The sequence below is a fragment of the Selenomonadales bacterium 4137-cl genome, from assembly GCA_032334055.1.
GTDB lineage: Bacteria > Bacillota > Negativicutes > Sporomusales > UBA7701 > Anaeroselena > Anaeroselena agilis.
On the sequence record JAUOZS010000001.1, the window covers coordinates 1,565,896 to 1,590,807 of the forward strand.

Sequence of the window (24,912 nt, forward strand, 5' to 3'; positions counted from 1 at the left end):
ATGAAGGTTGCCATAGATGCGATGGGTGGGGACTTCGCACCGGACGAAATCGTCCGCGGCGCCGTCGACGCGGCCCGCGAATACGGTTGCCAGATAATCCTGGTAGGCGACGAAGAGAAAATAACCCCCCTGCTCGATAAAGCCGGCGACTGGCGGGCCATGGGCATAAGCGTCCATCACGCCAGCCAGGTCATCGAAATGACCGACCATCCCGGCGCCGCCATCCGCAAGAAAAAAGACGCCTCCGTCGTCGTAGCCACCCGCCTGGTCAAACAAGGCCAATGCGACGTCGTCATATCGGCCGGCAGCACAGGCGCGGCCGTAGCCGCCGCCCATTTCGGCCTCGGCCGCATATCCGGCATCGAACGCCCGACCATTGCCACCCCGATGCCAAACCTCGCCGGCACCACCATCCTGCTCGACTCCGGCGCCAACACCGACGCCAAACCCAAGCACCTCCTCCAGAGCGCCGTAATGGGCTCGATCTACGCCGAATACGTCCTCGGCATCAAAAAACCCCGTGTCGGTCTGCTCAACATCGGCGAAGAAGAAACCAAGGGCAACGACCAGGTGCTTGCCACCTATCCGCTCCTGCAACACGCCAAAACCCTCAACTTCATCGGCAACGTCGAAGGGCGCGACATCCCCAAAGGCGGCGTCGACGTAGTCGTCTGCGACGGCTTTGTCGGCAACATCGTCCTCAAATTCGGCGAAGGGCTCGCCGGCGCCATCCTGCAGCTCGTCAAAGACGCCATCAAAAACGCCGGCTTCCTGGCCAAGACGGCCTCGCTCCTCGTACTCCCGGCCCTCAGAGGCCTGAAGAAAAAGCTCGACTACGCCGAATACGGCGGCGCGCCGCTCCTCGGCGTCGACGGCGGCTTCATAATCTGCCACGGCAGTTCGAAAGCCAAAGCCATCAAAAACGCCGTCAGGGTAGCCAAAGAATTCGCCGAAAAAAAAGTTGTCGAACATATCCGCGAAAACATCGCTAAGGAGGGCAACATCGCCAATGAAGACTGATATGGGAGTAGGGATACTGGGGCTGGGCATCTATGTACCGGAAAAAATACTGACAAATAAAGACCTGGAAAAAATGGTCGACACCTCCGACGAATGGATCGTCGAGCGCACCGGCATCCGCGAACGCCGCATCGTCGACCCCTCCATGGCCACCTCCGACCTTGCCACCCGCGCCGCCGAAAAGGCGCTCGCCGAAGCCAAAACCAGCCCTGACGAAATCGACCTCATCATCGTCGCCACAGCCACCCCCGACATGTTCTTCCCCTCGACCGCCTGCCTGGTCCAGGCAAACCTCAAAGCCGACAACGCCGCCGCCTTCGACCTCGCTGCCGGCTGCTCCGGCTTCATGTACGGCATCAACACCGGCGCCCAATTCATCAAAACCGGCCTTTATAAAAAAATACTCGTCATAGGCGCCGAAACCCTCACCCGGATAATGGACTACACCGACCGCAACACCTGCGTCCTCTTCGGCGACGGCGCCGGCGCCGTCGTCCTCGGCGAATGCCCTCCCGGCTGCGGCATAATCGGCTTCAACATGGGCGCCGACGGCGCCGGCGGCGACCTCCTCAAGCTTCCTGCCGGCGGCTCCCGCCTGCCGGCCACCGCCGAAACCGTTGCCAATCGCCAGCACTTCGTCCACATGAACGGCAACGAAGTCTTCAAATTCGCCGTCAAAGTCATGGGCGAATCGGCCTTCAAAGCCCTCGACCACGCCGGCCTCTCAGCCGCGGACGTCGATATCCTCATCCCGCACCAGGCCAACATCCGCATCATCCAGTCGGCCGCCAAGCGCCTTAAACTGCCGATGGAAAAAGTCATCGTCAACGTCGACCGCTATGGTAACACCTCCTCGGCCTCCATCCCCATCGCCCTCAGGGAAGCCATCGACGACGGGCGCGTAAAAGACGGCGACGTCATCGTCGCCGTGGGCTTCGGCGCCGGCCTCACCTGGGCCTCGTGCGTCATAAAGTGGTGCAAGGAGGCTAAAACTATTGCTTAAAAGCAGGCTCTTAGAGCTACTGCGCATCGAATACCCCATCCTGCAGGGCGGCATGGCCTGGGTAGCCACCGCCGAACTCGCCGCCGCCGTCTCCAACGCCGGCGGGCTCGGCCTCATCGGCGCCGGCCACATGCCCCCGGAGCCCCTCAGAGCGGAGATCCGCAAAGCCAAGGAACTCACCGCCAAACCCTTCGGCGTCAATATAATGCTCATGTCGCCGTTCGTCAGGGAAGTAATGCAGGTCATGCTTGACGAAAAAATCCCCGTCATAACCACCGGGGCGGGCAACCCCGCGGAATACATCGCCGCCCTCAAAGAAAACGGCACCCGCGTCATCCCCGTCGTCGCCTCCGTAGCGCTGGCCCGCAGGCTCGAGCGCACCGGCGTCGACGCCGTCATCGCCGAAGGCATGGAAAGCGGCGGCCATGTCGGCGAAGTAACCACCATGACCCTCGTCCCTCAGGTCGCCGACGCCGTCAAACTCCCCGTCATCGCCGCGGGAGGCATCGCCGACGCCCGCGGCGTCGTCGCCGCCTTCGCTCTCGGCGCCGCAGGCGTCCAGATCGGCACACGCTTCGTCGCCTCGCAGGAGTGCACCGCCCACCACGACTACAAAGAAGTCGTCGTCAAGGCCAAAGAACGCTCCACTGTCATCACCGGCCTCGCCGGCGGCCATCCGGTGCGCGTCCTCGACAACAAACTCGCCAAAGAATTCGCCGCCCTTGACAGGCGCGGCGCGCCGCCCGAGGAATTCGACCGCCTCGGCGCCGGCACACTCAAAGCCGCCGCCGTAGACGGCGACATCGAAAACGGCTCCGTCATGATCGGCCAGATCGCCGGCATGATAACCGAAATCAAACCAGCCGCCGCCATCATCGCCGAAATAATCGGCGACATACCCCGCGTGCTCGCCGGCCTGGAACGGCGTTAGCAAACGCGCGAAAGCCACCTTGCAAAGGGGATGCTAAACAATGACAAAAACGGCCTTCGTCTTTCCCGGTCAGGGCTCCCAGACCGTAGGCATGGGCAAAGACCTCCACGACCTATACCCGGTGGCGCGTGCCACCTTCGCCGAAGCTGACGCCGCCCTCGGCTTCTCCATCACCGACCTCTGCTTCGGCGGCCCTGAGGAAGAACTGCGCAAAACCTACAACACCCAGCCCGCCATCCTCACCGTCAGCGTCGCCTGCCACCGCGTCTTGGCCGAAAAAGGCCTTGCCCCGGCCATCGTCGCCGGCCACAGCCTCGGCGAATACTCGGCCCTCGTCGCCGCCGGCGCCCTCAGCTTCGCCGACGCCGTCCGCCTTGTCCGCAAACGCGGCCAGCTCATGCAGGAAGCGGTCCCCCTCGGCGAAGGCAGCATGGCCGCCGTACTCGGACTCGAACGCGACCAAATCATCGCCATCTGCGAAAAAACCCAACAGCAGGCCGGTCCCGTCCAGGCCGTCAACTTCAACTGCCCCGGTCAGGTAGTCATCGCCGGCGCCACAGCCGCCGTCGAAGCCGCCGTCGAAGCACTCAAACAGGCCGGCGCCAAACGGGCCATTCCCCTGCCGGTCAGCGCCCCATTCCACAGCACCCTCATGAAGCCGGCCGCCGAAAAACTCGCCGCCGAACTCGACAAAATAACCGTCAGCGACGCCGCCATCCCCGTTGTCGCCAACGTCGACGGCCAGATCGTAACCAAAGGCGACGCCATCAAAGCCTCCCTCGTCCGCCAGGCGGCCAGCCCCGTACTGTGGGAAGACTGCGTCGCCGCCATCGTCGCCTTCGGCGCCTCCGTATTCGTCGAAGCAGGGCCCGGCAAAGTTCTCACCGGCTTCACCAAAAAGATCGCCAAGGACGCCGTAACCCTCAACGTCGAAGATGACCTCTCCCTGCAAAAAACCCTTGATTATTTCAAGGAGGTTCGCTAAAATGCTTTTAGATGGCAAAGTGGCAATTGTAACCGGCGCTTCCAGGGGCATAGGACGGGCCACCGCCCTCCGCCTCGCCCGCGAGGGCGCCAAAGTCGTCGTTAACTTCGCCGGCAACCTCGCTGCCGCCGAAAAAACTGTCGAAGACATCAAACAAGCCGGCGGCGAAGCAATCCTCTTCAAGGCCGACGTAGCCGACTCCCAAGCCGTCGGCGAACTCGTCAAAGCCGCCATCGCCGCCTACGGGCGCATCGACATCCTCGTCAACAACGCAGGCATCACCAGGGACAACATTCTCGCCCTCATGAAAGAAGACGACTGGGATGCCGTAATCAGCACCAACCTCAAAGGCATCTTCAACTGCACCAAGGCCGTCGCCAAAGTCATGATCAAACAGCGTGCCGGCAAAATCATCAACATGACCTCTGTCGTCGGCATCATGGGGAACGCCGGCCAGACCAACTACGCTGCCGCCAAGGCCGGCGTCATCGGCTTCACCAAATCGGCGGCCAGGGAATTCGCCGCCAGAGGCATCACCGTCAACGCCATTGCCCCCGGCTACATAACCACCGACATGTCGGCAGCCATCTCCGAGCAGGCCAAGGCCGACCTAGCCCAAAAGATACCGCTCAGTCGCCTGGGTACGCCGGAAGATGTCGCGGAAGCCGTGTTATTTTTGGCTTCGGACGCGGCAAACTATATTACCGGCCAAACAATAAACGTCGACGGCGGCATGGTAATGTAACCTGACTACCCAGGATGTTCCGGAAGGAGGTGAACATAATGACGACTTTTGACAAAGTAAAAGAAATCGTTGTCGAACAACTCGGCGTAGACGAAGCCGACGTTAGTCTGGATTCCACCTTTATCGATGACCTGGGTGCGGATTCGCTCGATATCGTCGAGCTTATCATGGCCTTCGAAGAGGAATTCAACATCGAGATACCCGACGAAGCCGCCGAAAAAATCAAGACGGTTAGGGACGCTGTGGAGTACATAGACAAGGAAAAGCAGGGTTAAAAAATTACCTAAAAAAAGAAAGTCCCGTGGAAGATGTTTCGCGGGACTTTCTTGAGGGTAATTGTCCGGCGAATGGAGGAGTTGTTTCTTGAAACTTCCTGAACTAAGGATAGGGAAGCTGGTTGCGCGTGTGCCCATCATACAGGGGGGCATGGCCATAAGAATTTCCACTGCCAGACTGGCGGCCGCCGTTGGCGAAGCAGGCGGCATTGGCCTAATCGCAGCATCTGGTATGACACTGGACGAACTGCGCCACGAAATCCGCCTAGCCCGCTCGCTCACCCCCAAGGGACTAATCGGCATCAACGCCATGGTGGCCGCGAGAGTATTCCCTGACCTTGTCCGCACAGCCATCGAAGAAGGCATCGACGTGGTAGTCGCCGGCGCCGGCTTCTCCCGCGACATGTTCGCCATCGGCAAGGAAACCGGCACCCCAATCGTTCCCATCGTTTCCAGCGCCAAACTGGCCAAAATATCCGAAGCGCTCGGCGCAGCGGCTGTTGTCGTCGAAGGCAAGGAAGCCGGCGGTCACCTCGGCACTGACCGTTCCATGAAAGAAATCGTTCCCGAAGTCAGAGCCGCCGTCAAAATTCCCGTTATCGCCGCTGGCGGCGTCATCAACGGGCGCGACATCGTCGAGGCTCTCAAACTCGGCGCCGACGGCGTGCAAATGGGCACCCGCTTCATGGCCAGCGAAGAATCCAACGCCGCCCCCGCCCTCAAGGAATTCTACCTCAAAGCCAAACCGGAAGACGTAGTCCTCATAAAAAGTCCGGTCGGCCTTCCGGGGAGGGCCGTTAAGAACCCCTTTGCCGAGAAAATTCTTGAAGGTACTGTCGATGTGCCCGACTCCTGCGACGCATGCCTCAAACACTGCGAGCGCAACTTCTGCATCATCAAGGCCCTCATCAGGGCCCAGCAGGGTGATACGGAAACAGGCCTGGTATTCACCGGCGAGTACATTCATAAAATAGACGCCATCTTGCCTGTCAAAGAAATTTTCGCCCGCCTTCTCAAAGAAGCTAACGAAGTTGAAGATACAAATGACTAACGCGAGGTGAAATACGTGAAAAAACGAGTTGTTATAACAGGAATGGGCACAGTATCGCCAGTGGGCAACAACCTGGAAGAATTCTGGAGCGCGCTCCTGGCCGGCAAATCGGGAATAACCAAAGTGACCCAATTCGACGCCAGTGATTATGCCACTCAGATTGCCGGCGAAGTCAAGGGCTTCGAGCCGGGCAACTATATGGACAAAAAAGAGGCGCGGCGCATGGACCGCTTCACCCAGTTCGCCATCGCCTGCACCCGTATGGCCATCGACGACGCCAAACTCGACCTCGACAAAATCGACCGTGAGCGCGCCGGCACCCTTGTTGGCACCGGCATCGGCGGCATGGAAACCCTCCACGACCAGTACAAAGTCCTGTTCGAAAAAGGACCCAACCGCATCAGCCCCTTCTTCGTGCCGATGATGATCGCCAACATGGCCTCCGGCCTCACCTCGATCACCTTCGGTCTCCAGGGTCCCTGCCTCACCGTTGTCACCGCCTGCGCCACCGGCACCAACTCCATCGGCGAAGCCTTCAAGATCATCCAGCGCGGCGACGCCGACATCATGGTCTGCGGCGGCACCGAAGCCACCATATCGCCGGCCGCCATGGCCGGGTTCTGCTCCATGAAAGCCATGTCCACTCGCAACGACGCCCCCGAAAAAGCCTCCCGGCCCTTCGAAAGCGGCCGCGACGGCTTCGTGATGGGCGAAGGCTGCGGCATCGTCATCCTCGAAGAACTCGAGCACGCCAAAGCGCGGGGCGCGAAAATCTACGCCGAAATGGCCGGCTATGGCGCCAACGCCGACGCCTACCACATCACCGCCCCCGCCCCCGAGGGCGTCCAGCAGGGCAAAGTCATGGCCAAAGCCATCGCCGACGCGGGCCTCAAGCCGAGCGACGTCGACTACATCAACGCCCACGGCACCTCGACCCCTCTCAACGACAAAAACGAAACCCTGGCCATAAAAGCCCTCTTCGGCGACCATGCCAAAAAACTCGCCGTCAGCTCCACCAAATCCATGACCGGCCATCTCCTCGGCGCCGCCGGCGGCATCGAATGCATCGTCTGCGCCCTTACCGTCGCCAACGACATGATTCACCCCACCATCAACTACGAAACACCCGACCCCGAGCTCGACCTCGACTACGTTCCCAACCAGGCCCGCAAGCAGGTCGTCAACGTCGCCATCTCCAACTCCTTCGGCTTCGGCGGCCACAACGCCACCATCCTCGTCAAGAAATACGTCGGCTAACGCCATGGACAGCCGCCAGGAGAGCGACCCGCCGGACGACCTTGGCCGCGCCCTCGGCATTGCCTTCGCCGACCCGGCCCTCCTCCGCCAGGCCCTCGTCCACACCTCCTTCGCCAACGAACGCAAAACAGGCCACCTGGCCCACAATCAGCGGCTGGAGTTTCTCGGCGACGCCGTACTTGACCTCGTAATCAGCGAATACCTCTACCGGCGCTTCGGCAGCCTGCCCGAAGGCGAACTTACCAAAGCGCGAGCCGCCCTCGTCTGCGAACCCACGCTCGCCCGCAGGGCCAAAGCACTCGGCATCGGCCGCCACCTCCTCCTCGGCAGGGGGGAAGCAGCCTCCGGCGGCAGGGAACGCGACTCCATCCTCGCCGACGCCTTCGAGGCCATCGTCGGCGCCGTATACCTCGACCGCGGCTTCGCCGCCGCCAGCGAATGCGTCCTGCGCCTCCTCGCCGGCGAACTCGAAGCTATATCCGGAGGCGACTTCGGGCGCGACTACAAAACCATCCTGCAGGAAATCGCCCAGAAGAACGGCGACGTCAGAATCAGCTATGAAGTCATCGGCGAAAGCGGGCCGGATCACAACAAAACCTTCTCGGTAGCCGTGAGCGTCAACAACGTCCTCCTCGGTACAGGCAACGGCAGAAGCAAAAAGGAAGCCGAGCAGAGCGCCGCCCGCCGGGCGGTCGAACAACTCGGCGCCAGCGACTGAAACAGATATAAGGATGTTTAAAAGCTCCCCGCGGACTTTTAAACATCCTTTTCGCCTTTAAACCAACGCAACTTCTTCAGGATGTGAAACAATGCGCCACAGCATCATCCCCGTCTTCATACCCCACCAAGGCTGTCCCCACCGGTGCGTCTTCTGCGACCAGCGGACCATAACCGGCGTAGACCGCCCGCCCGGCGGCGCCGAAGTAGCCGCCCTCATCGGCGAGCGCCTCGCCGAGCCGCGCCGCGCCGCCACCTGGGAAATCGCCTTCTACGGCGGCTCCTTCACCTGCCTGCCAGCCGCCTGGCAGGAAGAACTCCTCGCCCCCGCCAAAGCGGCGCTCGACCGCGGCCAGATAAACGCCATCCGTCTCTCCACACGCCCCGACGCCATCGACCGGGAAACGCTCGCCAGATTGGCCGCCTTCGGTGTCAGCACCGTCGAACTCGGCGCCCAGTCTCTGGACGACCGCGTCCTCGCCGCCGCCGCCCGCGGCCACACCGCCGGCCACACCGCCGCCGCCGTCGCCGCCATCAAAGACGCCGGCCTCAAATGCGGCCTCCAGCTCATGCCCGGCCTCCCCGGCGAAGACTGGATTAGCCTAATCGCCACCACCAAGCAGGTTCTAGCCCTCGCCCCCGACTTCATCCGCATCTACCCGGCCGTCGTCCTTGCCGGCACCGAACTTGCCGCCATGGCCGCCGCCGGCGCATACCGTCCGCTCACCCTGGGAGCCGCCGTCGCCCGCGCCGCCTACCTCAAAAACCGGTGCGAAAACAACGGCATTCCCGCCATCAGGGTAGGTCTCCAGGCCAGCGAAGAACTCAGCGGCGGCGCCGTCCTCGCCGGCCCCTATCACCCCGCCTTCGGCGCAATGACCGAAGCCTACCTCTTTCGGATCATGGTCGCCGGCCTGCTCGAAAAAATCGGCCGCCCCCCCGGTGAAATGCTCATCCGCCACCACCCCCGCGACGCCTCCGTCGTGCGCGGAATAAGCAACGCCAACCTCCTCTACTGGGAAAAAACCTACCGCCTCGCCGGCTGCCGCCTCGCCGCCGACTGGCCGCGGCGCGGCGAAATCGCCGTCTTCCACCGTAATCTGACATATATATTAAATAAAGCGATGTTATTTAGCACTTAAAAAATACCAAAGAAGGAATTTTTAGGAAACATGGCGAATACCTTATACCCAACGAAGCTCTTACCGCAAAAGGGGGTTATGGTATGGAAGTACTCAAAGTATCCGCGCAGTCAAATCCAAAATCAGTAGCAGGCGCCCTCGCTGCCGTACTCAGAGAGAGAGGCTCGGCCGAAGTGCAGGCAGTTGGGGCGGGAGCGGTCAACCAGGCCATCAAGGCAGTTGCCATCGCTCGCGGCTTTGTCGCGCCCAACGGGATCGATCTCATCACAATTCCCGCCTTCACCGAAATCTCCATTGACGGGGAGGAGCGCACCGCCATCCGGTTCATCGTCGAGCCGCGCTGAACTGGGGAAATGCCTAGTGGGGATGATAATGAGAGGTTCATCACCGGATGAGCCTCTCTTTATTTATGCCGTTCGCCCATATGGCCCTGTCACCGAACAGGGTTTTTCGATAATATGTCGTATATACCATAAGAAGTGGTAAAAACTTGATTACATACTACATCTTGTAGTGAGGGTGGTTTTGGACTTGCTGCTCCGCAAACTCGAAGCCTACGGCTTCAAATCGTTCGCCGAAAAAACCGAAATGGAATTCAAGTCCGGCATCACCGCCATCGTCGGCCCCAACGGCAGCGGCAAAAGCAACATCTCCGACGCCGTCCGCTGGGTCCTCGGCGAACAGAACATCCGCAACCTCCGCGGCAACAAAATGGAGGACGTCATCTTCTCCGGCAGCGCCAAACGGCGGCCGCTGGGGGTTGCCGAAGTATCCCTCGTCTTCGACAACACCGACGGCCTCCTGCCCTTGGAATTCAGCGAAGTCACCATCACCCGCCGCGTCTTCCGTTCCGGCGACGGGGAATACTACATCAACAAAGCCCCCTGCCGCCTCAAAGACATCCACGACCTGCTCCTCGAGGCCGGCCTCAGCCGCGAATCCATGACCGTCATCAGCCAGAACAAGATCGACGAAGTCCTCAACAGCAAGCCCGAGGAACGGCGCCTGCTATTCGAGGAAGCCGCCGGCATCGTCAAATACAAGAACCGCAAAAAAGAAGCCCTGCGCAAACTTGAGGACACCGAGCAGAACCTCACCCGCGTCCTCGACATCACCGCCGAAATCGAAACCCAGCTCGGCCCCATGGCCGAAAGCGCCGAACGCACCGCCCGCTACAACGACCTCGCCGCCGAGCAAACCTCCTGCCAGGTCACCCTGCTCCTCCACAAGCTCACCCAAGCCGAAAAGAACCTCGAATCCGTCACCCTCGAGCAGGCCGCCCTCACCGACGAAGACATCGCCGTCACCACCAGACTTACCGTCGCCGAAACCGACAAAGAAAAATTCATCGACCGCCTCGCCGAGCTCGACGAAAACCTGCGCGACGCCGAAGCCGCCCTCACTCAGGCCGCCACCGAAATCGAGCGTCTCGACGGCAAAACCGCCGTCCTCAACGAACGCATCGGCCAGGAGCAAAAGAGCCGCGACCGGGTAATCCAGGACATCGACCGCCTCGAACAAGAAAAGCGGGAAAACCGTGCCCGCCTCGAAGAGTGGCAGGCCGGCCACGCCCGCAAGAACGCCCAGGCCGAAGAACTCCGCGCCGCCCTCGCCGGCCAGGACCAGGCCCTCACTCAGGCCGCCGCCGCCATCGCCGCCGTCGAAGCCAAAATCGACGCCGCCAAAGACGAAACCTTCGGCCACCTCCAGGAACTCGTCACCCAGAAAAACGCCCTCCGCACCCTTGAGCGCGACCAGGAAAACCAAAACCAGCGCGAAGGGCAGCTCATAAAAGAACGGGAAACCTTCGCCGGCCAGTTCCAGGAAACCACCCAATCGCTCGGCAGCGTCCAGTGGGAAAAACAAGCCCTCGACCAGGACCTCGCCGCCACCGACACCACCGTCGCCGGCCTCCAGGACCGCAAACGCCAGCAGGACGCCGCCCTCGCCGAAAATAAAGCCGCCGAAACCCGCCTCGCCGGCGAAATCGGCCAGCTCGCCTCGCGCCTCAAAGTCCTCAGCGACATGCAGGAAGAATACGAAGGCTTCGGCCGCGGACCCAAAAGCGTCCTCAAAAGCGACCGCCCCTGGCGCCAGGGCGTCCACGGCGCCGTCGCCGAAATCATCGCCGTCGAAGGCGCCCACGTCATCGCCATCGAAACCGCCCTCGGCGGCGCCCTCCAGCACATCATCGTCGCCAGCGACGACACCGCCAAAGCCGCCGTCGAACACCTCAAAAACCACAACCTCGGCCGGGCCACCTTCCTGCCCCTCAACACCATCAAACCCGCCCGCCCCCGCGACGCCGAAATCGCCGCCGCTCACGCCCACGGCGCGCTCGGCTTCGCCGCCGGCCTCGTCGAATGCGAACCGCGCTTTAGGCCCATCATCGACTACCTTCTCGCCCGCACCGTCGTCGCCGCCGACATCGACGCCGCCCTCCGCATAGCGCGCGGCGCCGCCTTCGGCGTCAAAATAGTCACCCTCGACGGCCAGCTTGTGAGCCCCGGCGGCAGCATCACCGGCGGCAGCACCGGCCGGCGCGAAGCCAGCTTCCTCGGCCGCAGCGGCGAAATCGCCACCCTTCGCGAAACCATGGCAACCCGCGAAACCGACCTCGCGGCCCGCCGCCGGCAGACCGCCCAGCTCCAGGCCGACCTTGCCGCCCTCGACGAAAAAATCGCCGGCGCCCACAGCCGCCGCCGCACCCTCGAAGTCCGCCAGGCCGAACTCACCGTACACGCCGAAAAAACCGGCCAGGAAATCAAACGCCTCGACCTCGCCCTCGCCACCATCGACGCCGAACTTGCCGCCAGCCGCGCCGAAGCCGCCGCCATCGCCGGTAAAATGGCCGACGTCGCCGCCGCCATCGCCGTCATGGAAGAACGCGACAACGAGCACAAGCGCCTCATCGCCGGCTGGCAGGAAGACCTCAAAAAACTCCAGGCCGACCGCGATGCCCTCGCCGGCTCCCTCACCGACAGCAAAATAAAACTCTCCGCCCTTGAGCAGGAAGTAAATGCAATTGCCGCCAACTGCGAACAATATAAACAAGCCGAAAGCCGCCTCGTCAGGCAGATCGACTCCCTGCGCGGCGACATCGACCGGATAGGGCAGGAGATCGCCCGCGCCGAGACCGAACTCGCCGGCATCGTCCAGGCCAAGGAAACCCTTGCCGCCCAAAAGGCCGACCATGAAAAAAACCGCGACGCCGTCCTCAAGGACAAGCTTGGCGTCCTCGCCAAACAGCAAAAACTCGAACGCGAGGTCAAGGACCTGCGCCGCCGCCAAAACGCCAGCCAGGCCCGCCTCCACGAGCTCGACCTCCTCGCAGCCAAGCACGGCTACGAAGTCACCAACTGCACCGAACAGCTCCGCGACCACTACTCCCTCGACCGCGAACAGGCTCAGGCCGTCTTCCGGCCCGACGACCCCGAAGCCCTCGCCGCCCGCGTCGACGAACTCGCCGCAGCCATAGAGGCCCTCGGGCCCGTCAACCCCGCGGCCATCGAAGAATACGCCCGCATCCAGGAACGCTACCAATTCCTCCGCACCCAGTACGACGACCTCACCGCCGCCAAAGACTACCTCCTCACCATCCTCAAAGACATCGACGCCACCATGGCCAAACAATTCAAAGCCGCCTTCGCCAAAATCAACGAACACTTCGGCGAACTCTTCGTCCGCCTCTTCGGCGGCGGCCGGGCCCAGCTCCTCCTGGCAAACCCCGACGACATCCTCGGCACCGGCATCGAAATCGTCGTCCAGCCGCCCGGCAAAAAACAGCAGAACCTCGCCCTCCTCTCCGGCGGCGAGCGGGCTCTCACCGTCATCGCCCTCCTGTTCTCCTTCCTGTCGTACCGCCCCACGCCCTTCTGCGTTCTCGACGAAATCGACGCCGCCCTCGACGAAGCCAACGTCCAGCGCTTCAGCGAATTCCTCCAGGACTACGCCCGCAGCACCCAATTCATCGTCGTCACCCACCGCAAAGGCACCATGGAAGCCGCCGACGTCATGCACGGCGTCACCATGGAAGAATCGGGCGTCTCCAAACTCATCTCCGTCAAATTCATGGACAAGGCAGGTTAACACACCATGGGCTTCTTCGACCGCCTTAAAGAAGGCCTCACAAAAACCCGCAAAGGCTTCACCGAAAAAGTCGAACAACTCGTCAGCGGCTACGCCACCATCGACGACGAATTCCTCGACGACCTCGAAGCCATCCTCCTTGCCGCCGACGTCGGCGTCAAAACCGTCGCCGCCCTCCTCGCCGACATCAAATCCGGCATCAAAGCCAAACAAATAAACGGCCCAGACGACCTCGTACCCTTCCTCAAAACCCGTATCGCCGCCATCCTGGCGGAAGGGGAGGGTGCCCCCCGCGAAGCCGAAACCGGTCCCACCGTAATCATGGTCGTCGGCGTCAACGGCGTCGGCAAAACCACCACCATCGCCAAACTCGGCCACTACTACCGCGAACAGGGCCGCCGCGTCCTCCTCGCCGCCGGCGACACCTTCCGCGCCGCCGCCAGCGAACAGCTCGAAATCTGGGGCAGCCGCATCGGCGCCGAAGTCATCCGCCACAAAGAAGGCTCCGACCCCGCCGCCGTCGCTTTCGACGCCGTCCAGGCCGCCAAAGCCAGGAGCACCGACCTCCTCATCGTCGACACCGCCGGCCGCCTCCACACCAAATCCAACCTCATGGAAGAACTCAAGAAAGTCCACCGCGTCATCGCCCGCGAGCTCCCCGGCGCCCCCCACGAAGTCCTCCTCGTCCTCGACGCCACCACCGGCCAGAACGCCCTCAGCCAGGCCCGCCTCTTCAAAGAAGCCGTCGAAATCAGCGGCCTCGTCCTCACCAAACTCGACGGCACCGCCAAAGGCGGCGTCATCGTCGCCGTCAAGAGCGAGCTAGGCGTGCCGGTCAAATGGATCGGGGTGGGGGAGAAGATGGAGGATTTGCGGCCTTTTGTCGCATCCGACTTTGCGGCCGCACTCTTTGGCGACCGTTGATAAGCGCCCATCTGCGGCGTTGCTCCTCAAAGCGCTTGCTTGCGTACATACGAGTACGCGGCGCAGCGCGCTTTTCCGGTGCGCCTTGCATCTGGACACTTCTGAACGGTCGCGGCGCATTAGCACGGAAAAAAACACCGGAGAATATCCGGTGTTTTGTGTTTGTATAGCCTATATTCATATGCACGCAATAGCTTCAATTCACTTCCCCGCCACGATCCTCTGCAGCGCCACGCGGTTGTGGCAGTACTCGAATTCCGCCGCCATCACCGCCGCCTTTACGCGCTCTAAGTTGTCCGTTCGGGCCGCCGCCGCCAGCCGCCGCCCAAGCGCGCCCAGCAGCCGCGTCGCTCCCGCCAGCCCGTGGAGGTAAAACACCTTCTTGAAAATCAGATTCACGAAAAAATGCTCCAGCAGGATAGCCGACGGCCCCGGCCCCGCACAGCCCGATCCCTCGGCCTCGTCAAGGCGGTCGTAATTCCCCCGGATCAGCCGGTCCACCGCGCGGCCTGTGTCCGGCGAACGGGGCAGGGAGTCCAGCGCGGCCGCCGTCGCCGCCAGGAAATCAAGCCTTTGCGCCACAGTAAGGCCGCGGCACTGCATGATATCGATGAAATGCCGCTCAAGCTCGAAATAAAAGCCCAGCACGCTGTCCTGGGGCTGTTGGCGGGGAAAAACCTCGGCCGTGAAACTGTCCGCCTCTATATTCGTCGGCGGCTCCTCAGCGCGGACCACCTCTAAAGGCTCCGTTCGCGCAGCCAGCCGCACTACCTCCGGGCAACTAAAGCTCAGCGTCACCTCCACGCCCCGCGCCGTCCGAATCGGGTAACGGGGGAAAAGGCGGCACACCTCGTCCAGGTGCTCGTGTCCCGCCTCGCGATGCAGCAGGCACAAATTGTCTTTTCGCAAAAACCAGCACCCGCCGTCCGCTCGCTTATTGATCGCCGCGAACTCGCCCGCGGCCCTGCGCCCCGCCAGCGGCCGGAACGCCGCCGCGAACTCGCCGGCGCGGCCCGATTGCGCGAAAAACGCCCGATTGCGCTCATACCCCGCCTCGTCCACCGTCACCAGCCAGTCGTTGCGGCAGCACCGGCCGCAGCAGGCGCAGGTGAAGTGGGGTACGATATCGAGATAAATATACATTGGCGTTTTATCCTTTCGTTGGGACCGCCCATAAGCGCCCATCTGCGGCGTTGCTCCTCAAAGCGCTTGCTTGCGTACATGCGAGTACGCGGCGCGGCGCGCTTTTCCGGTGCGCCTTGCATCTGGGCACTTCTGAACGGTCCCGGCAGTTCAAGGCTATTAGATAGGGGAGAGGGGAGCGGGAAATAATAAAACCCCGGATTTCTCCGGGAGTTTTAATTCTGTGACGCGCTCTTCAATTCCTCCATTTCGCGAGCTTTGCGCTCAATACACCAGCGAATCCGCCCACTCGACGGCGCTCACATACGCCGTCGGGACATCCCGCTCGTCTATCCCCAGCATCGCCAGCAGCGCCGGGATGCGCGCCCATTCGCCGCGCTCGTACGCCAGAATGCACTGGTACAGGTAATGGAGGCAGTTCTTTTCGCCGACGTCGAGGAGCGCATTTTTTATCGCCGCCGAGAGCGGCAACTCCGCCAGCATCTCCTCCAGCGGGCAGCCCGTCAGCGCGTCGATCAGCGAAAACATCCCCAGGAAGAAAACATCGCTGCAGCTGGGGTCCAGGCAAGTCTTCGCCGCCAGCAGCTCCCCGAACCTGGCCCTGACCACCGAAGCCTTGATTATCTCCTCCGGCCTGTCCTGGTCATACTCCCGCAGAGCCAGCAGCGTCACCCAGCGCACAATCTCCTTTTGCCCCAGCAAAACGAGCGCCTGCCTTATCGACTTGATCTCTCCGGAGAAGTTGAAAAAGCCCGAATTAATGAACTTCAGCAGCTTATACGAAAACGCCACGTCGCGGCTGACGACCGACTCTAGTTTGCCGAAATCGAGATCCGGGCCGTTCACCTCGTTGATGATATGCAGATAATGCGCCCCGCGTCCGGGAATATCCCGGCGCGACAGTATCTCCGGCCGGCTGAAAAAATAGCCTTGGAAAAGCGAATAGCCGAATTTACGCGCTTCGAGAAACTCTTTGCGCGTCTCCACCTTTTCCGCCAGAAAAACGACATCCGGCTGGGACACCTTGTTGATCACCCGCAGACGGTCGATACCGACAGTCTGGCGGAAATCCACCTTGACCACGTCCGCCAGGCTCAGCAGCGGCCGATACGCCGGCCGGAAAATAAAATCGTCCAGCGCCAGTTGGTAGCCGGACTTTTTCAGATTTTCGCACACCGCGACAACATCGCGGTCCGGGAAAATGTTCTCCAGCACTTCCACCGTCACAAGCTCCTTGGGAATGGAAGCGGTGACCTCGCTTTTCAGCATATTCTCGGTAAAATTGACGAATGCCCGCTTATGGCCCGTCAGCCGGTCGAGACCGAAAACCAGCAGCGAATTGACGATAACATCCCGCGTCGCCTGGTCCCCGTCGGCCGCGTTGTAGCTGTCCTGGTCCGCGCCGCGGAACAAAAGCTCGTAAGCGACGACTTTTTCGTTCACATCGAAAATCGGCTGGCGGGCGATAAATACGTTCACGGTTCGCTTCCTCCATGATAGCCGGTTTCACCCAATATTTACTATTAGTATAAATGGAAACCGTTGTTTTTGTCATCAGCTTAAAGATAGATGGCAATCACAAGGGAGCCAATAAGCGCCCATCTGCGAGTTTGCCTCTCGGTTTCAATGGAGCCGCACATAAGCGCCCATCTGCGTTGTTGGTCCTCCGGGCGCTCGCTCGCCGTACGTCCCGTGTACTGTCTTCGCGAGCGTCCTCGGAGCCGCCTAGCATCTGGACACTTCTGAACAGCTCCGGCTATTCAGGGAAGGGATGGGGAGAAGGCAAATGATTTTTATTCAAATCGCGCTAGTACACTGTAATCTGTGGAGGAAATTATAGGAAAATGTAGAAAGGTGCCGATAATAATCATTAGCAAAAGGCGGGAAGAGAATATGATTATCGAAAGTATTCGTGTAACAAACTTTCGTTCAATCCTAGCTGAAATGCTGCTATGCGATGATCTTACAGCACTTGTCGGAGTGAATGGAGCGGGGAAATCATCTTTTCTTCGAGCACTGGAAATATTCTATAGTCCAACGCCCAAGATAGATATGGGTGATTATTACAATAAAGACGTTACAAGGGACATTACTGTAGCGGTAACTTTTAAGAATTTGAGCGATGAGGCGCAGGAAAAGTTTTCAAAATATATGCAGGGAGATACGCTCACGGTTGAACGAGTATTTTCGTGGGATAGCGGAAAAACCACAGCGAAATATCACGGTTCTATACTCATGAACCCGGAATTTCAAGGAGTAAGAGAAGGTTTGCAAATTAAAGACCGTGGAGTAACAGCTAAAGAAGCCTATAATGCTCTTCGCAACAAGCCTGAGTATTCTACTCTACCCGCGTGGACTACATTAGCCGTCGTAGAAACAACCTTGAGAACATGGGAGGGCTTCAATTTAGCTAAGTGTAACCGCCAAAGGGACGATGGCCAATTTTTTGGTTTTAGAGGTGTTGGACAAGGATATCTGGGGAAGTTTACAAAGTTTCTATTCATTCCAGCAGTACGTAATGCATCTGATGATGCGGCGGAGGGGCGCGGTTCGGTATTGACGGGATTAATGGATCTTGTGGTACGAAGTATAATTGCCAATAAGGACACCGTTAAAAACCTAAAAGAAGAAACACAGAAAAAGTACGAGGAGTTAATGGACCCTACTAAGTTAACGGAGTTATCGACTTTATCAGTGAATATGACAAAAACGTTACAAACTTTCGTTCCAGATGCCGAGGTTGATTTAAAATGGCTGCCGTTACAGGAAATCTCTATTCCAATGCCACAGGCAGATATTAGGCTTGTTGAAGATGGTTACTCTTCGGATGTCGCTCGTACCGGGCATGGTCTTCAAAGAGCTTTCATTCTAACAATGTTACAACATCTTGTGTTAGCGCAAACAGCTACTGAGCATATGCAAAAAACAACCGATGGTGATGATTGGGGAGAGAAGCCTGCATTTAAGCCTTCTTTACCAAACCTCGTGCTTGGAATTGAAGAACCTGAGCTTTATCAACACCCTAGTAGACAGAGGTACTTCGCGGATATCTTACTTAAACTTGCAAGTGGCATGACGCCAGGAGTTGCTGAAAAGACACAAGTTATTTATGGAACTCATTCCCCACTTTTCGTTGGAATAGACCGGATAAATCAGGTAAGGTTATTAAGAAAAGTTGATAATTCAGGGATGCCCAAAATTACAAAAATTATCAGTACATCTTTAGATAGTGTTGCAAAAAAGATTTGGGAAGCTGACGGTTGCGTTGGTCCGAAATATACTGGGAAAACACTACAGCCAAGGCTTCAGGCCATAATGACACCTTGGATGAACGAAGGTTTCTTTGCTAACGTTGTAGTTTTGGTTGAGGGTGAAGATGATAGGGCAGCTATATTAGGAATTGCACAATCTAAGGGACATATTTTTGAAAGTATGGGAGTCGCTGTGATACCATGTGGAGGAAAGACGAATATTGATAGACCGGCTACGATTTTTCATGAACTCGGTATTCCGGTATATGTGATTTGGGATGGTGACAAGGGCGGAAAAAATGCTAATCCAGAAGATAACAAGCGATTACTCAGATTAATGAATGCGAGAGTAGAGGAATGGCCTTTTACATTAGTTGGAGGTCATTATACCTGTTTTGAAATTGATCTGGAGAGCATTTTGCAAGAAGAGGTCGGTAATGTTCTTTTCGAGGAATTACTAAAAGAGTGTCAAGATGATCTTTGTATTCCAAAACGTAAACATGCTCTTAAGAATCCACATATAGTAGCAAAAATTATAAAACTGGCCAGAGAGAAGAGACGCACAAGCAATACACTGGAAAATGTAGTAGATAGAATCGTTGCCAAAATTGTCGCCCCGACAGCCTAGGATATTTAGAGTGGTAATATAAATGCCAGAGTGTGCTAGTTTAACTTTTCCTGTCAACCCCTGGCACTTGACAGCCGCCCTTTTTTCCTCTATACTTAGCAGGTGTAAAGGTATTGACCTTGTCAGCGAGGGAAAAGCAAATGCTCGATAAGGTACTCAGGATAGCAGAACTGTACGACTTCTACGGCGCGCTGCTTACCGACAAGCAGCAGCGCTGCATCGAAATGCACTACCTCGGCGACGACTCGCTCGCCGAGATCGCCGAGGAATTCCGGGTCTCCCGCCAGGCCGTCCACGACATCCTCCGCCGCGGCGAGCAGCTTCTCGTCGAATACGAGGAAAAGCTCGGCCTCGTCGAACGTCAGCGCCGCGACCGGGAAACCATCGCCAAAGTCCGCGCCTGCCTTGAGGCCCTGCCGGCGGAAACCCGCCGCCTGCCCGAGACCGATCAGGCGCTCGAACTTCTCCGCCAACTTACCGACCGCTGAAAGGAGGCCCCTTATGGTATTCGAAGGCTTGGCCGATAAACTCCAGCAAACGTTCAAAAAACTCAGGGGCCGGGGCAAACTGTCCGAATCCGACGTCAATGACGCCCTCCGCGAGGTGCGCATGGCCTTATTGGAGGCCGACGTCAACTTCAAGGTCGTAAAAGACTTTGTCGCCAAGGTCAAGGAACGGGCCATCGGCCACGAAGTCCTCGAAAGCCTCACCCCCGCCCAGCAGGTCGTCAAGATCGTCAACGACGAGCTCACCGCCCTCATGGGCGGCACCATGAGCCGCATCGCCATCTCGCCCAAGCCGCCCACCGTCGTCATGCTCGTCGGCCTCCAGGGCGCCGGCAAGACGACCACCGCCGGCAAGCTAGCCCTTCTGCTCAAAAAGCAGAACAAGCGCCCCCTGCTCGTCGCGGCCGACATCTACCGCCCGGCGGCCATCAAGCAGCTCGAAGTGCTGGGCGAAAAACTCGAAATCCCCGTCTTCACCCTCGGCGACAAGGAAAAGCCGGTCGTCATCGCCAAAAAGGCCATCGAACACGCCCAGGCCTACGCCAACGACATCGTCATCATCGACACCGCCGGCCGTCTCCACATCAACGCCGAGCTCATGGACGAGCTCAAATCTGTCAAACAGACCGTCCGGCCCCACGAAATCCTCCTCGTCGTCGACGCCATGACCGGCCAGGACGCCGTCACCGTCGCCGAAAGCTTCAACAACGACCTCGGCCTCGACGGCGTCATCCTCACCAAACTCGACGGCGACGCCCGCGGCGGCGCGGCCCTGTCCGTCAAGGCCGTCACCGGCTGCCCGATCAAGTTCGCCGGCATGGGCGAAAAGCTCGAAGCCCTCGAGCCCTTCCATCCCGACCGCATGGCCTCCCGCATCCTCGGCATGGGCGACGTCCTCAGCCTCATCGAAAAAGCCGAGCAGGCCATCGACTTCGACAAGGCCCAGGCGCTTGAGAAGAAGCTCCGCAAAGAGGAATTCACCCTCGACGACTTCCTCGACCAGCTCCAGCAGGTCCGCAAGCTCGGCTCCCTCGACCAGATCCTCGGCATGATCCCCGGGATGGGCGGCCTCACCAAAAAGCTCCAGGGCGCCGAACTCGACGAAAAGCAGCTCAAGCAGGTCGAAGCCATCATCCGCTCGATGACCCGGAAAGAGCGCCGCGACCCCAACATCATCAACGGCAGCCGCCGTAAGCGCATCGCCGCCGGCAGCGGCACCCGCGTCCAGGACGTCAACCGCCTCCTGAAGCAGTTCGTCGACGCCCGCAAGATGATGAAGCAGCTCCAGCAGCACCAGAAAAGCGGCAAAAAAGGCGGTTTCAAGCTGCCTTTCATGCGATAAAACCCCGCATATTGGTTATTTTATAAAGGAGGTGAATTGTAACATGGCGGTTAAAATCCGACTCAAACGCATGGGCGCCAAGAAAAGCCCCTTCTACCGCGTAGTCGTTGCCGACGCCCGTTCCCCGCGCGACGGCAGGTTCATCGAAGCCCTCGGCCACTACGACTCCACTACCGAGCCGGCCATCATCAAAATCGATGAGGAAAAGGCCATCGAGTGGCTGCAGAAAGGCGCGCAACCCACCGACACCGTTAAAGACCTTTTCGGTCAGGCCGGTATCATGAAAAAGTGGGATGAAGTCAAGCGCACCAAGAAAGAAGCGTGATAACTAATGAAAGAACTGATAGAAGTTATCGCCAAATCCCTCGTTAAAAACCCCGGCCAGGTCAGCGTCACGGCCAATGAAGACAAGGGCGTCACCGTCTACGAGATCAGGGTCGCGCCGGAGGACATGGGCAAGGTCATCGGCAAGCAGGGCCGCATCGCCAAAGCGCTGCGCACCGTCGTCAAAGCCGCGGCCACCCGTGAAAACCAGCGGGTCATGGTGGAAATCATCTGAAAAGGTGCTGAAAAAAATGGAAAGCATGACTTTGAAATGCCCGGTGGCCGTCAAGGCCAAAGTCACCGAGCAGCTCAAGGCCCAGATGGCGGCCGAGATCCAGGACGCCATCCGCAAAGCCGACATGGAGCTGCAGCAGATCGAATTCCATGCCAAGCGCGTCATGACCGAGCAGGCCAAGGTGGACGCCCAGGGCCTCACCGCCCTGCGTCAGCAGATCGACGCCGAGAAAGCCAAGCGGGTCGAATTCAAGACCCACATGACCGAGAAGCTCAAGGAAACGGCGGCGCTCGAAATCGGCTCGGAAGTCGTTCAGGGCACCATGGAAAGATCGGTCACGGTCAGCGTCGGCGACAATCTGCATGAAATAATGGGCGCCGAGATTTTGCTCGAAGACGGCAAGATCATCGCTTTCCGCTCCTAGCCATGACTGACGCGAAACTCATAACGATAGGCAAGGCAGTTGCCCCGCACGGCGTGCGGGGTGACGTTCGTGTTATCCCGCTGACCGATTTCCCCGACCGCTTCCTCACCATGAAAGAAGTCAGGCTGGAGGACGGCCGCGTCCTTGCCGTCGAAAGCGCCAAATTCCATAAGCAATTCGTCATCCTGAAGTTCCGCGGCCTTGACGACCGCGACGCCGTCGATAACCTGCGCGGCAAGCTCCTCGTGGTAAACCGCGAGGAACTCGTCAAGCTGCCTGAAGGCCACTACTACATCTTCGACATCGTCGGCCTCAAAGTCTACGACGAAACCGGCGCCTGCCTCGGCACCGTTACCGACGTCATCTCCACCGGATCGAACGACGTCTACATCGCCGAGCAGGAAGGCAAAAAGCCGCTGCTCATCCCCGCCCTCAAGGACGTCGTTCGCGAGATCGACGTACCCGGCGGACGGATGACAGTAAGATTGCAGGAAGAATGGGATTGACATGCGCATCGACATAGTCTCGCTCTTCCCCGAAATGTTTGACGGCCCCCTCGGCCACAGCATCATAAAAAGGGCCTGCGACGCCGGCCTCCTGAGCATCGGCGTCGTCAACCCCCGCGACTTCGCGGAGGGCAAGCACCGCATCGTCGACGACACCCCCTTCGGCGGCGGCTCGGGCATGGTCATGAAGCCTGACCCGCTATTTCTGGCCGTAGAGAGCCTCACCGGCGAGCCTGCCGGCCGCCGGCGCGTTATCCTTCTCTGTCCGGGCGGCAACCGTCTTGACCAGGCCAAGGTGCGCGAACTGGCCGGCTACGACCACCTCGTCCTCGTCTGCGGCCACTACGAAGGCGTCGACGAACGGGTCAAGGAGCACCTCGTCGACGAAGCCGTCTCGATCGGCGACTATGTCCTCACCGGCGGCGAGCTGCCGGCCATGGTCGTCACCGACGCCGTCGCCCGCCTGATTCCCGGTGTGCTTGGCGCCGCTGACGCCGCCGAACACGACTCCTTTGCCGCCGGCCTCCTCGAATACCCGCAGTACACGCGGCCCCGCGAATTTCGCGGCTGGGAGGTCCCCGAGATCCTCGTCTCGGGCGATCACGCCAAAATCGCCCGCTGGCGCCGCAAGGAATCGCTCAGGCGGACTTTAGCCGTCCGCCCCGACCTGCTCGACAAAATCGAGCTTGAAGGCCTTGACGCCGTTTTGCTCAGGGAAATTCTCGCCGAACGGGAGGGAGGCTGATATGGCCGCCCCCGTCTACATCGGCCTCGTCCATTACCCCATCTATAACAAAAACGGCGAAACGATCGCCACCGCCATCACCAACTTCGACATCCACGACATCGCCCGCACGGCGCGCACCTACGATCTCGCCCGCTACTTCGTCATCCATCCCCACGACAGCCAGGCCGAACTGGCGCGGGACATCCTCGCCTACTGGCGGGAAGGCTACGGCGGCGAATACAACCCCGACCGGCGCGAAGCCCTGTCGGTGTTGGCCATCGTTCCCGACATCCCTGCCGCCGTCGCGACAATCGCCGCCGAAACCGGCCAAACCCCCGTCGTCGTTACCACCGACGCCCGCCGCTACGCCAACACCGTCGGCTACGCCGAGCTCCGCTCCCGCCTCGAAGAGAGCGACCGGCCGTGCCTGCTGCTGTTCGGCACCGGCTGGGGCATCGACAAGGAAGTGATGGCCGGCTTCGACCATATCCTCGAACCCATCTGGGGCCGGGGAGAGTACAACCATCTTCCCGTCAGGGCGGCGGTCGCCATCATCCTCGACCGCCTGCTGGGCGCCGCCTGGTGGGATAAAGGCGGCCACAGGGAATAAATGTTGTCATTTCGGTAAACATATGTTATAATCCATCTGTGTAAAACGGACGGTCCGCTGCCCGCTGCGGCATGAACGTCTAGTATGAGGAGGAACCACCCTTGGACATTATCAAAGCACTCGAACAGGAGCAAATGCGCAGCGACATCCCCGTATTCAAGCCTGGCGACACTGTCCGGGTCCACGTGAAAGTCGTGGAAGGCACCCGCGAGCGTATCCAGGTTTTCGAAGGCGCCGTCATCAGGCGTCAGGGCAGCGGGGCCCGCGAAACCTTCACCGTCCGACGGATATCCTACGGCGTCGGCGTAGAACGCACCTTCCCCGTCCACTCGCCGCGCGTCGAGAAAATCGAAGTGGCGCGCCGCGGCGTAGTACGCAGAGCCAAGCTCTACTACCTGCGCAACCTGACCGGCAAAGCGGCTAGAATCAAGGAAAAACGCTAGCGAAACTGGGACTGGCAGCAGTCCCTTTTTCTTCATCTCCGAGCTTTCGGATTTGCCACAAAGCCTTGCGAAAGCAGGCTCCAAACGGCAGGGAGGTATACTGTTGAAAAATTCTCTCGGCGAGGAAATCAAGGACTGGATTATATCAATTCTGATCGCGGTTGTCCTGGCCTTTTTCATCCGCTATTTCATCGTCGAACTCTATATGGTCGAAGGCCCTTCGATGCGGCCGACCCTCCTGAACGGCGAACGGCTGGTCGTCAACAAATTCCTTTATCGCTTCAAAAGCCCGGAACGGGGCGAAATAATCGTCTTCCGTTACCCGCGCGACCCTAGCCGCGACTTCATCAAACGCGTCATCGGCGTGCCGGGCGACACCATTGAAATCAAGGAAGGCCGGGTGTTCGTCAACGGCAAGCTCCAGAACGAGACCTATATACTTGAAAAAACCCGGGGCTCTTTCTCGATGGTCACCGTGCCCGCCGGGCATGTATTTGTTATGGGTGACAACCGCAACAACTCGGAGGACAGCCGCTTCCGCGACGTGGGATTTGTGTCGTACGAGCTGATCAAGGGCAAGGCGGTGTTCGTTTTCTGGCCGATAGAATACCTCAAGTCCTTGCCGTAGAGCATC

At 59.5% G+C, this 24,912-nt stretch carries 26 protein-coding genes; 24 read left to right on the forward strand and 2 right to left on the reverse strand.

Annotated features, from left to right (window positions below; all coding sequences use genetic code 11):
- The 13 genes from plsX to ftsY all read left to right on the forward strand — a co-directional run bounded on the left by plsX (window position 1) and on the right by ftsY (window position 14,139).
- Entirely contained in the window at window positions 1–1,020 is a 1,020-nt protein-coding gene (gene plsX, locus Q4T40_08315) for a phosphate acyltransferase PlsX (GenBank protein ID MDT8901237.1), read from the forward strand.
- Entirely contained in the window at window positions 1,010–2,023 is a 1,014-nt protein-coding gene (locus tag Q4T40_08320; GenBank protein MDT8901238.1) for a beta-ketoacyl-ACP synthase III, read from the forward strand. The genes plsX and Q4T40_08320 overlap by 11 nt, the downstream gene beginning before the upstream one ends.
- Window positions 2,016–2,954 carry an enoyl-[acyl-carrier-protein] reductase FabK gene (gene fabK / locus Q4T40_08325; GenBank protein ID MDT8901239.1) on the forward strand — a complete coding sequence of 313 codons (939 nt, stop codon included), beginning with the start codon at window positions 2,016–2,018 and terminating at the stop codon, window positions 2,952–2,954. Before Q4T40_08320 ends, fabK begins: the two co-directional genes overlap by 8 nt.
- Window positions 2,955–2,994: 40 nt before the next feature.
- The gene (gene fabD, locus Q4T40_08330; GenBank protein MDT8901240.1) at window positions 2,995–3,939 is read left to right on the forward strand and encodes an ACP S-malonyltransferase; all 945 of its coding nucleotides are present in this window, start codon (window positions 2,995–2,997) and stop codon (window positions 3,937–3,939) included.
- 1 nt (window position 3,940) lies between these two features.
- The gene (gene fabG, locus Q4T40_08335; GenBank protein MDT8901241.1) at window positions 3,941–4,684 is read left to right on the forward strand and encodes a 3-oxoacyl-[acyl-carrier-protein] reductase; all 744 of its coding nucleotides are present in this window, start codon (window positions 3,941–3,943) and stop codon (window positions 4,682–4,684) included.
- 38 nt (window positions 4,685–4,722) lie between these two features.
- Window positions 4,723–4,959, forward strand: coding sequence for an acyl carrier protein (locus Q4T40_08340; GenBank protein ID MDT8901242.1), 237 nt, complete (start codon window positions 4,723–4,725; stop codon window positions 4,957–4,959).
- 88 nt (window positions 4,960–5,047) lie between these two features.
- Window positions 5,048–6,010 carry a nitronate monooxygenase gene (locus Q4T40_08345; GenBank protein MDT8901243.1) on the forward strand — a complete coding sequence of 321 codons (963 nt, stop codon included), beginning with the start codon at window positions 5,048–5,050 and terminating at the stop codon, window positions 6,008–6,010.
- Window positions 6,011–6,025: 15 nt separating this feature from the next.
- Window positions 6,026–7,267: a beta-ketoacyl-ACP synthase II gene (gene fabF, locus Q4T40_08350; protein MDT8901244.1), complete on the forward strand. Its 1,242-nt coding sequence runs from the start codon at window positions 6,026–6,028 to the stop codon at window positions 7,265–7,267.
- Between the two features lie 4 nt (window positions 7,268–7,271).
- Complete coding sequence (gene rnc, locus Q4T40_08355; GenBank protein MDT8901245.1) at window positions 7,272–7,985, forward strand: ribonuclease III; 714 nt, start codon at window positions 7,272–7,274, stop codon at window positions 7,983–7,985.
- A gap of 91 nt (window positions 7,986–8,076) precedes the next feature.
- Window positions 8,077–9,126, forward strand: coding sequence for a radical SAM protein (locus Q4T40_08360; GenBank protein ID MDT8901246.1), 1,050 nt, complete (start codon window positions 8,077–8,079; stop codon window positions 9,124–9,126).
- An 83-nt stretch (window positions 9,127–9,209) separates the two neighbouring features.
- Window positions 9,210–9,470: a stage V sporulation protein S gene (locus Q4T40_08365; GenBank protein ID MDT8901247.1), complete on the forward strand. Its 261-nt coding sequence runs from the start codon at window positions 9,210–9,212 to the stop codon at window positions 9,468–9,470.
- Window positions 9,471–9,657: 187 nt separating this feature from the next.
- Window positions 9,658–13,215: a chromosome segregation protein SMC gene (gene smc / locus Q4T40_08370; protein ID MDT8901248.1), complete on the forward strand. Its 3,558-nt coding sequence runs from the start codon at window positions 9,658–9,660 to the stop codon at window positions 13,213–13,215.
- 6 nt (window positions 13,216–13,221) lie between these two features.
- Entirely contained in the window at window positions 13,222–14,139 is a 918-nt protein-coding gene (gene ftsY / locus Q4T40_08375; GenBank protein ID MDT8901249.1) for a signal recognition particle-docking protein FtsY, read from the forward strand.
- 201 nt (window positions 14,140–14,340) lie between these two features.
- Here the strand turns inward: ftsY and fliB are convergent, their stop codons facing one another.
- Together fliB and Q4T40_08385 are read right to left on the reverse strand one after the other, a co-directional pair.
- On the reverse strand, window positions 14,341–15,282 hold the full coding sequence (fliB, locus tag Q4T40_08380) for a flagellin lysine-N-methylase (protein ID MDT8901250.1): 942 nt from the start codon (window positions 15,280–15,282) through the stop codon (window positions 14,341–14,343).
- 264 nt (window positions 15,283–15,546) lie between these two features.
- Entirely contained in the window at window positions 15,547–16,761 is a 1,215-nt protein-coding gene (locus Q4T40_08385) for an HDOD domain-containing protein (GenBank protein ID MDT8901251.1), read from the reverse strand.
- 414 nt (window positions 16,762–17,175) lie between these two features.
- On the opposite strand from Q4T40_08385, the gene Q4T40_08390 reads away from it, so the two are divergent.
- The 11 genes from Q4T40_08390 (at window position 17,176) to lepB (ending at window position 24,906) form a co-directional block, all read left to right on the forward strand.
- Window positions 17,176–19,161 carry an ATP-dependent endonuclease gene (locus tag Q4T40_08390; GenBank protein MDT8901252.1) on the forward strand — a complete coding sequence of 662 codons (1,986 nt, stop codon included), beginning with the start codon at window positions 17,176–17,178 and terminating at the stop codon, window positions 19,159–19,161.
- Between the two features lie 140 nt (window positions 19,162–19,301).
- Window positions 19,302–19,649 (forward strand): YlxM family DNA-binding protein, encoded by a 348-nt coding sequence (locus Q4T40_08395; protein MDT8901253.1) that lies wholly within the window; start codon window positions 19,302–19,304, stop codon window positions 19,647–19,649.
- Window positions 19,650–19,662: 13 nt separating this feature from the next.
- Entirely contained in the window at window positions 19,663–21,009 is a 1,347-nt protein-coding gene (gene ffh, locus Q4T40_08400; protein MDT8901254.1) for a signal recognition particle protein, read from the forward strand.
- Window positions 21,010–21,052: 43 nt separating this feature from the next.
- Entirely contained in the window at window positions 21,053–21,334 is a 282-nt protein-coding gene (gene rpsP, locus Q4T40_08405) for a 30S ribosomal protein S16 (GenBank protein ID MDT8901255.1), read from the forward strand.
- 6 nt (window positions 21,335–21,340) lie between these two features.
- Complete coding sequence (locus Q4T40_08410; GenBank protein ID MDT8901256.1) at window positions 21,341–21,568, forward strand: KH domain-containing protein; 228 nt, start codon at window positions 21,341–21,343, stop codon at window positions 21,566–21,568.
- Between the two features lie 16 nt (window positions 21,569–21,584).
- Window positions 21,585–21,992, forward strand: a complete 408-nt coding sequence (locus Q4T40_08415; GenBank protein ID MDT8901257.1) for a YlqD family protein — start codon at window positions 21,585–21,587, stop codon at window positions 21,990–21,992.
- Window positions 21,993–21,994: 2 nt separating this feature from the next.
- Window positions 21,995–22,498 (forward strand): ribosome maturation factor RimM, encoded by a 504-nt coding sequence (gene rimM, locus Q4T40_08420; GenBank protein ID MDT8901258.1) that lies wholly within the window; start codon window positions 21,995–21,997, stop codon window positions 22,496–22,498.
- 1 nt (window position 22,499) lies between these two features.
- Complete coding sequence (gene trmD / locus Q4T40_08425; GenBank protein ID MDT8901259.1) at window positions 22,500–23,243, forward strand: tRNA (guanosine(37)-N1)-methyltransferase TrmD; 744 nt, start codon at window positions 22,500–22,502, stop codon at window positions 23,241–23,243.
- 1 nt (window position 23,244) lies between these two features.
- Complete coding sequence (locus Q4T40_08430; GenBank protein MDT8901260.1) at window positions 23,245–23,835, forward strand: RNA methyltransferase; 591 nt, start codon at window positions 23,245–23,247, stop codon at window positions 23,833–23,835.
- Between the two features lie 101 nt (window positions 23,836–23,936).
- Window positions 23,937–24,278 (forward strand): 50S ribosomal protein L19, encoded by a 342-nt coding sequence (gene rplS, locus Q4T40_08435; protein ID MDT8901261.1) that lies wholly within the window; start codon window positions 23,937–23,939, stop codon window positions 24,276–24,278.
- A gap of 100 nt (window positions 24,279–24,378) precedes the next feature.
- A complete protein-coding gene (lepB, locus tag Q4T40_08440; GenBank protein MDT8901262.1) occupies window positions 24,379–24,906 on the forward strand; it encodes a signal peptidase I in 528 nt (175 codons plus the stop codon).
- Window positions 24,907–24,912: the final 6 nt, after the last annotated feature.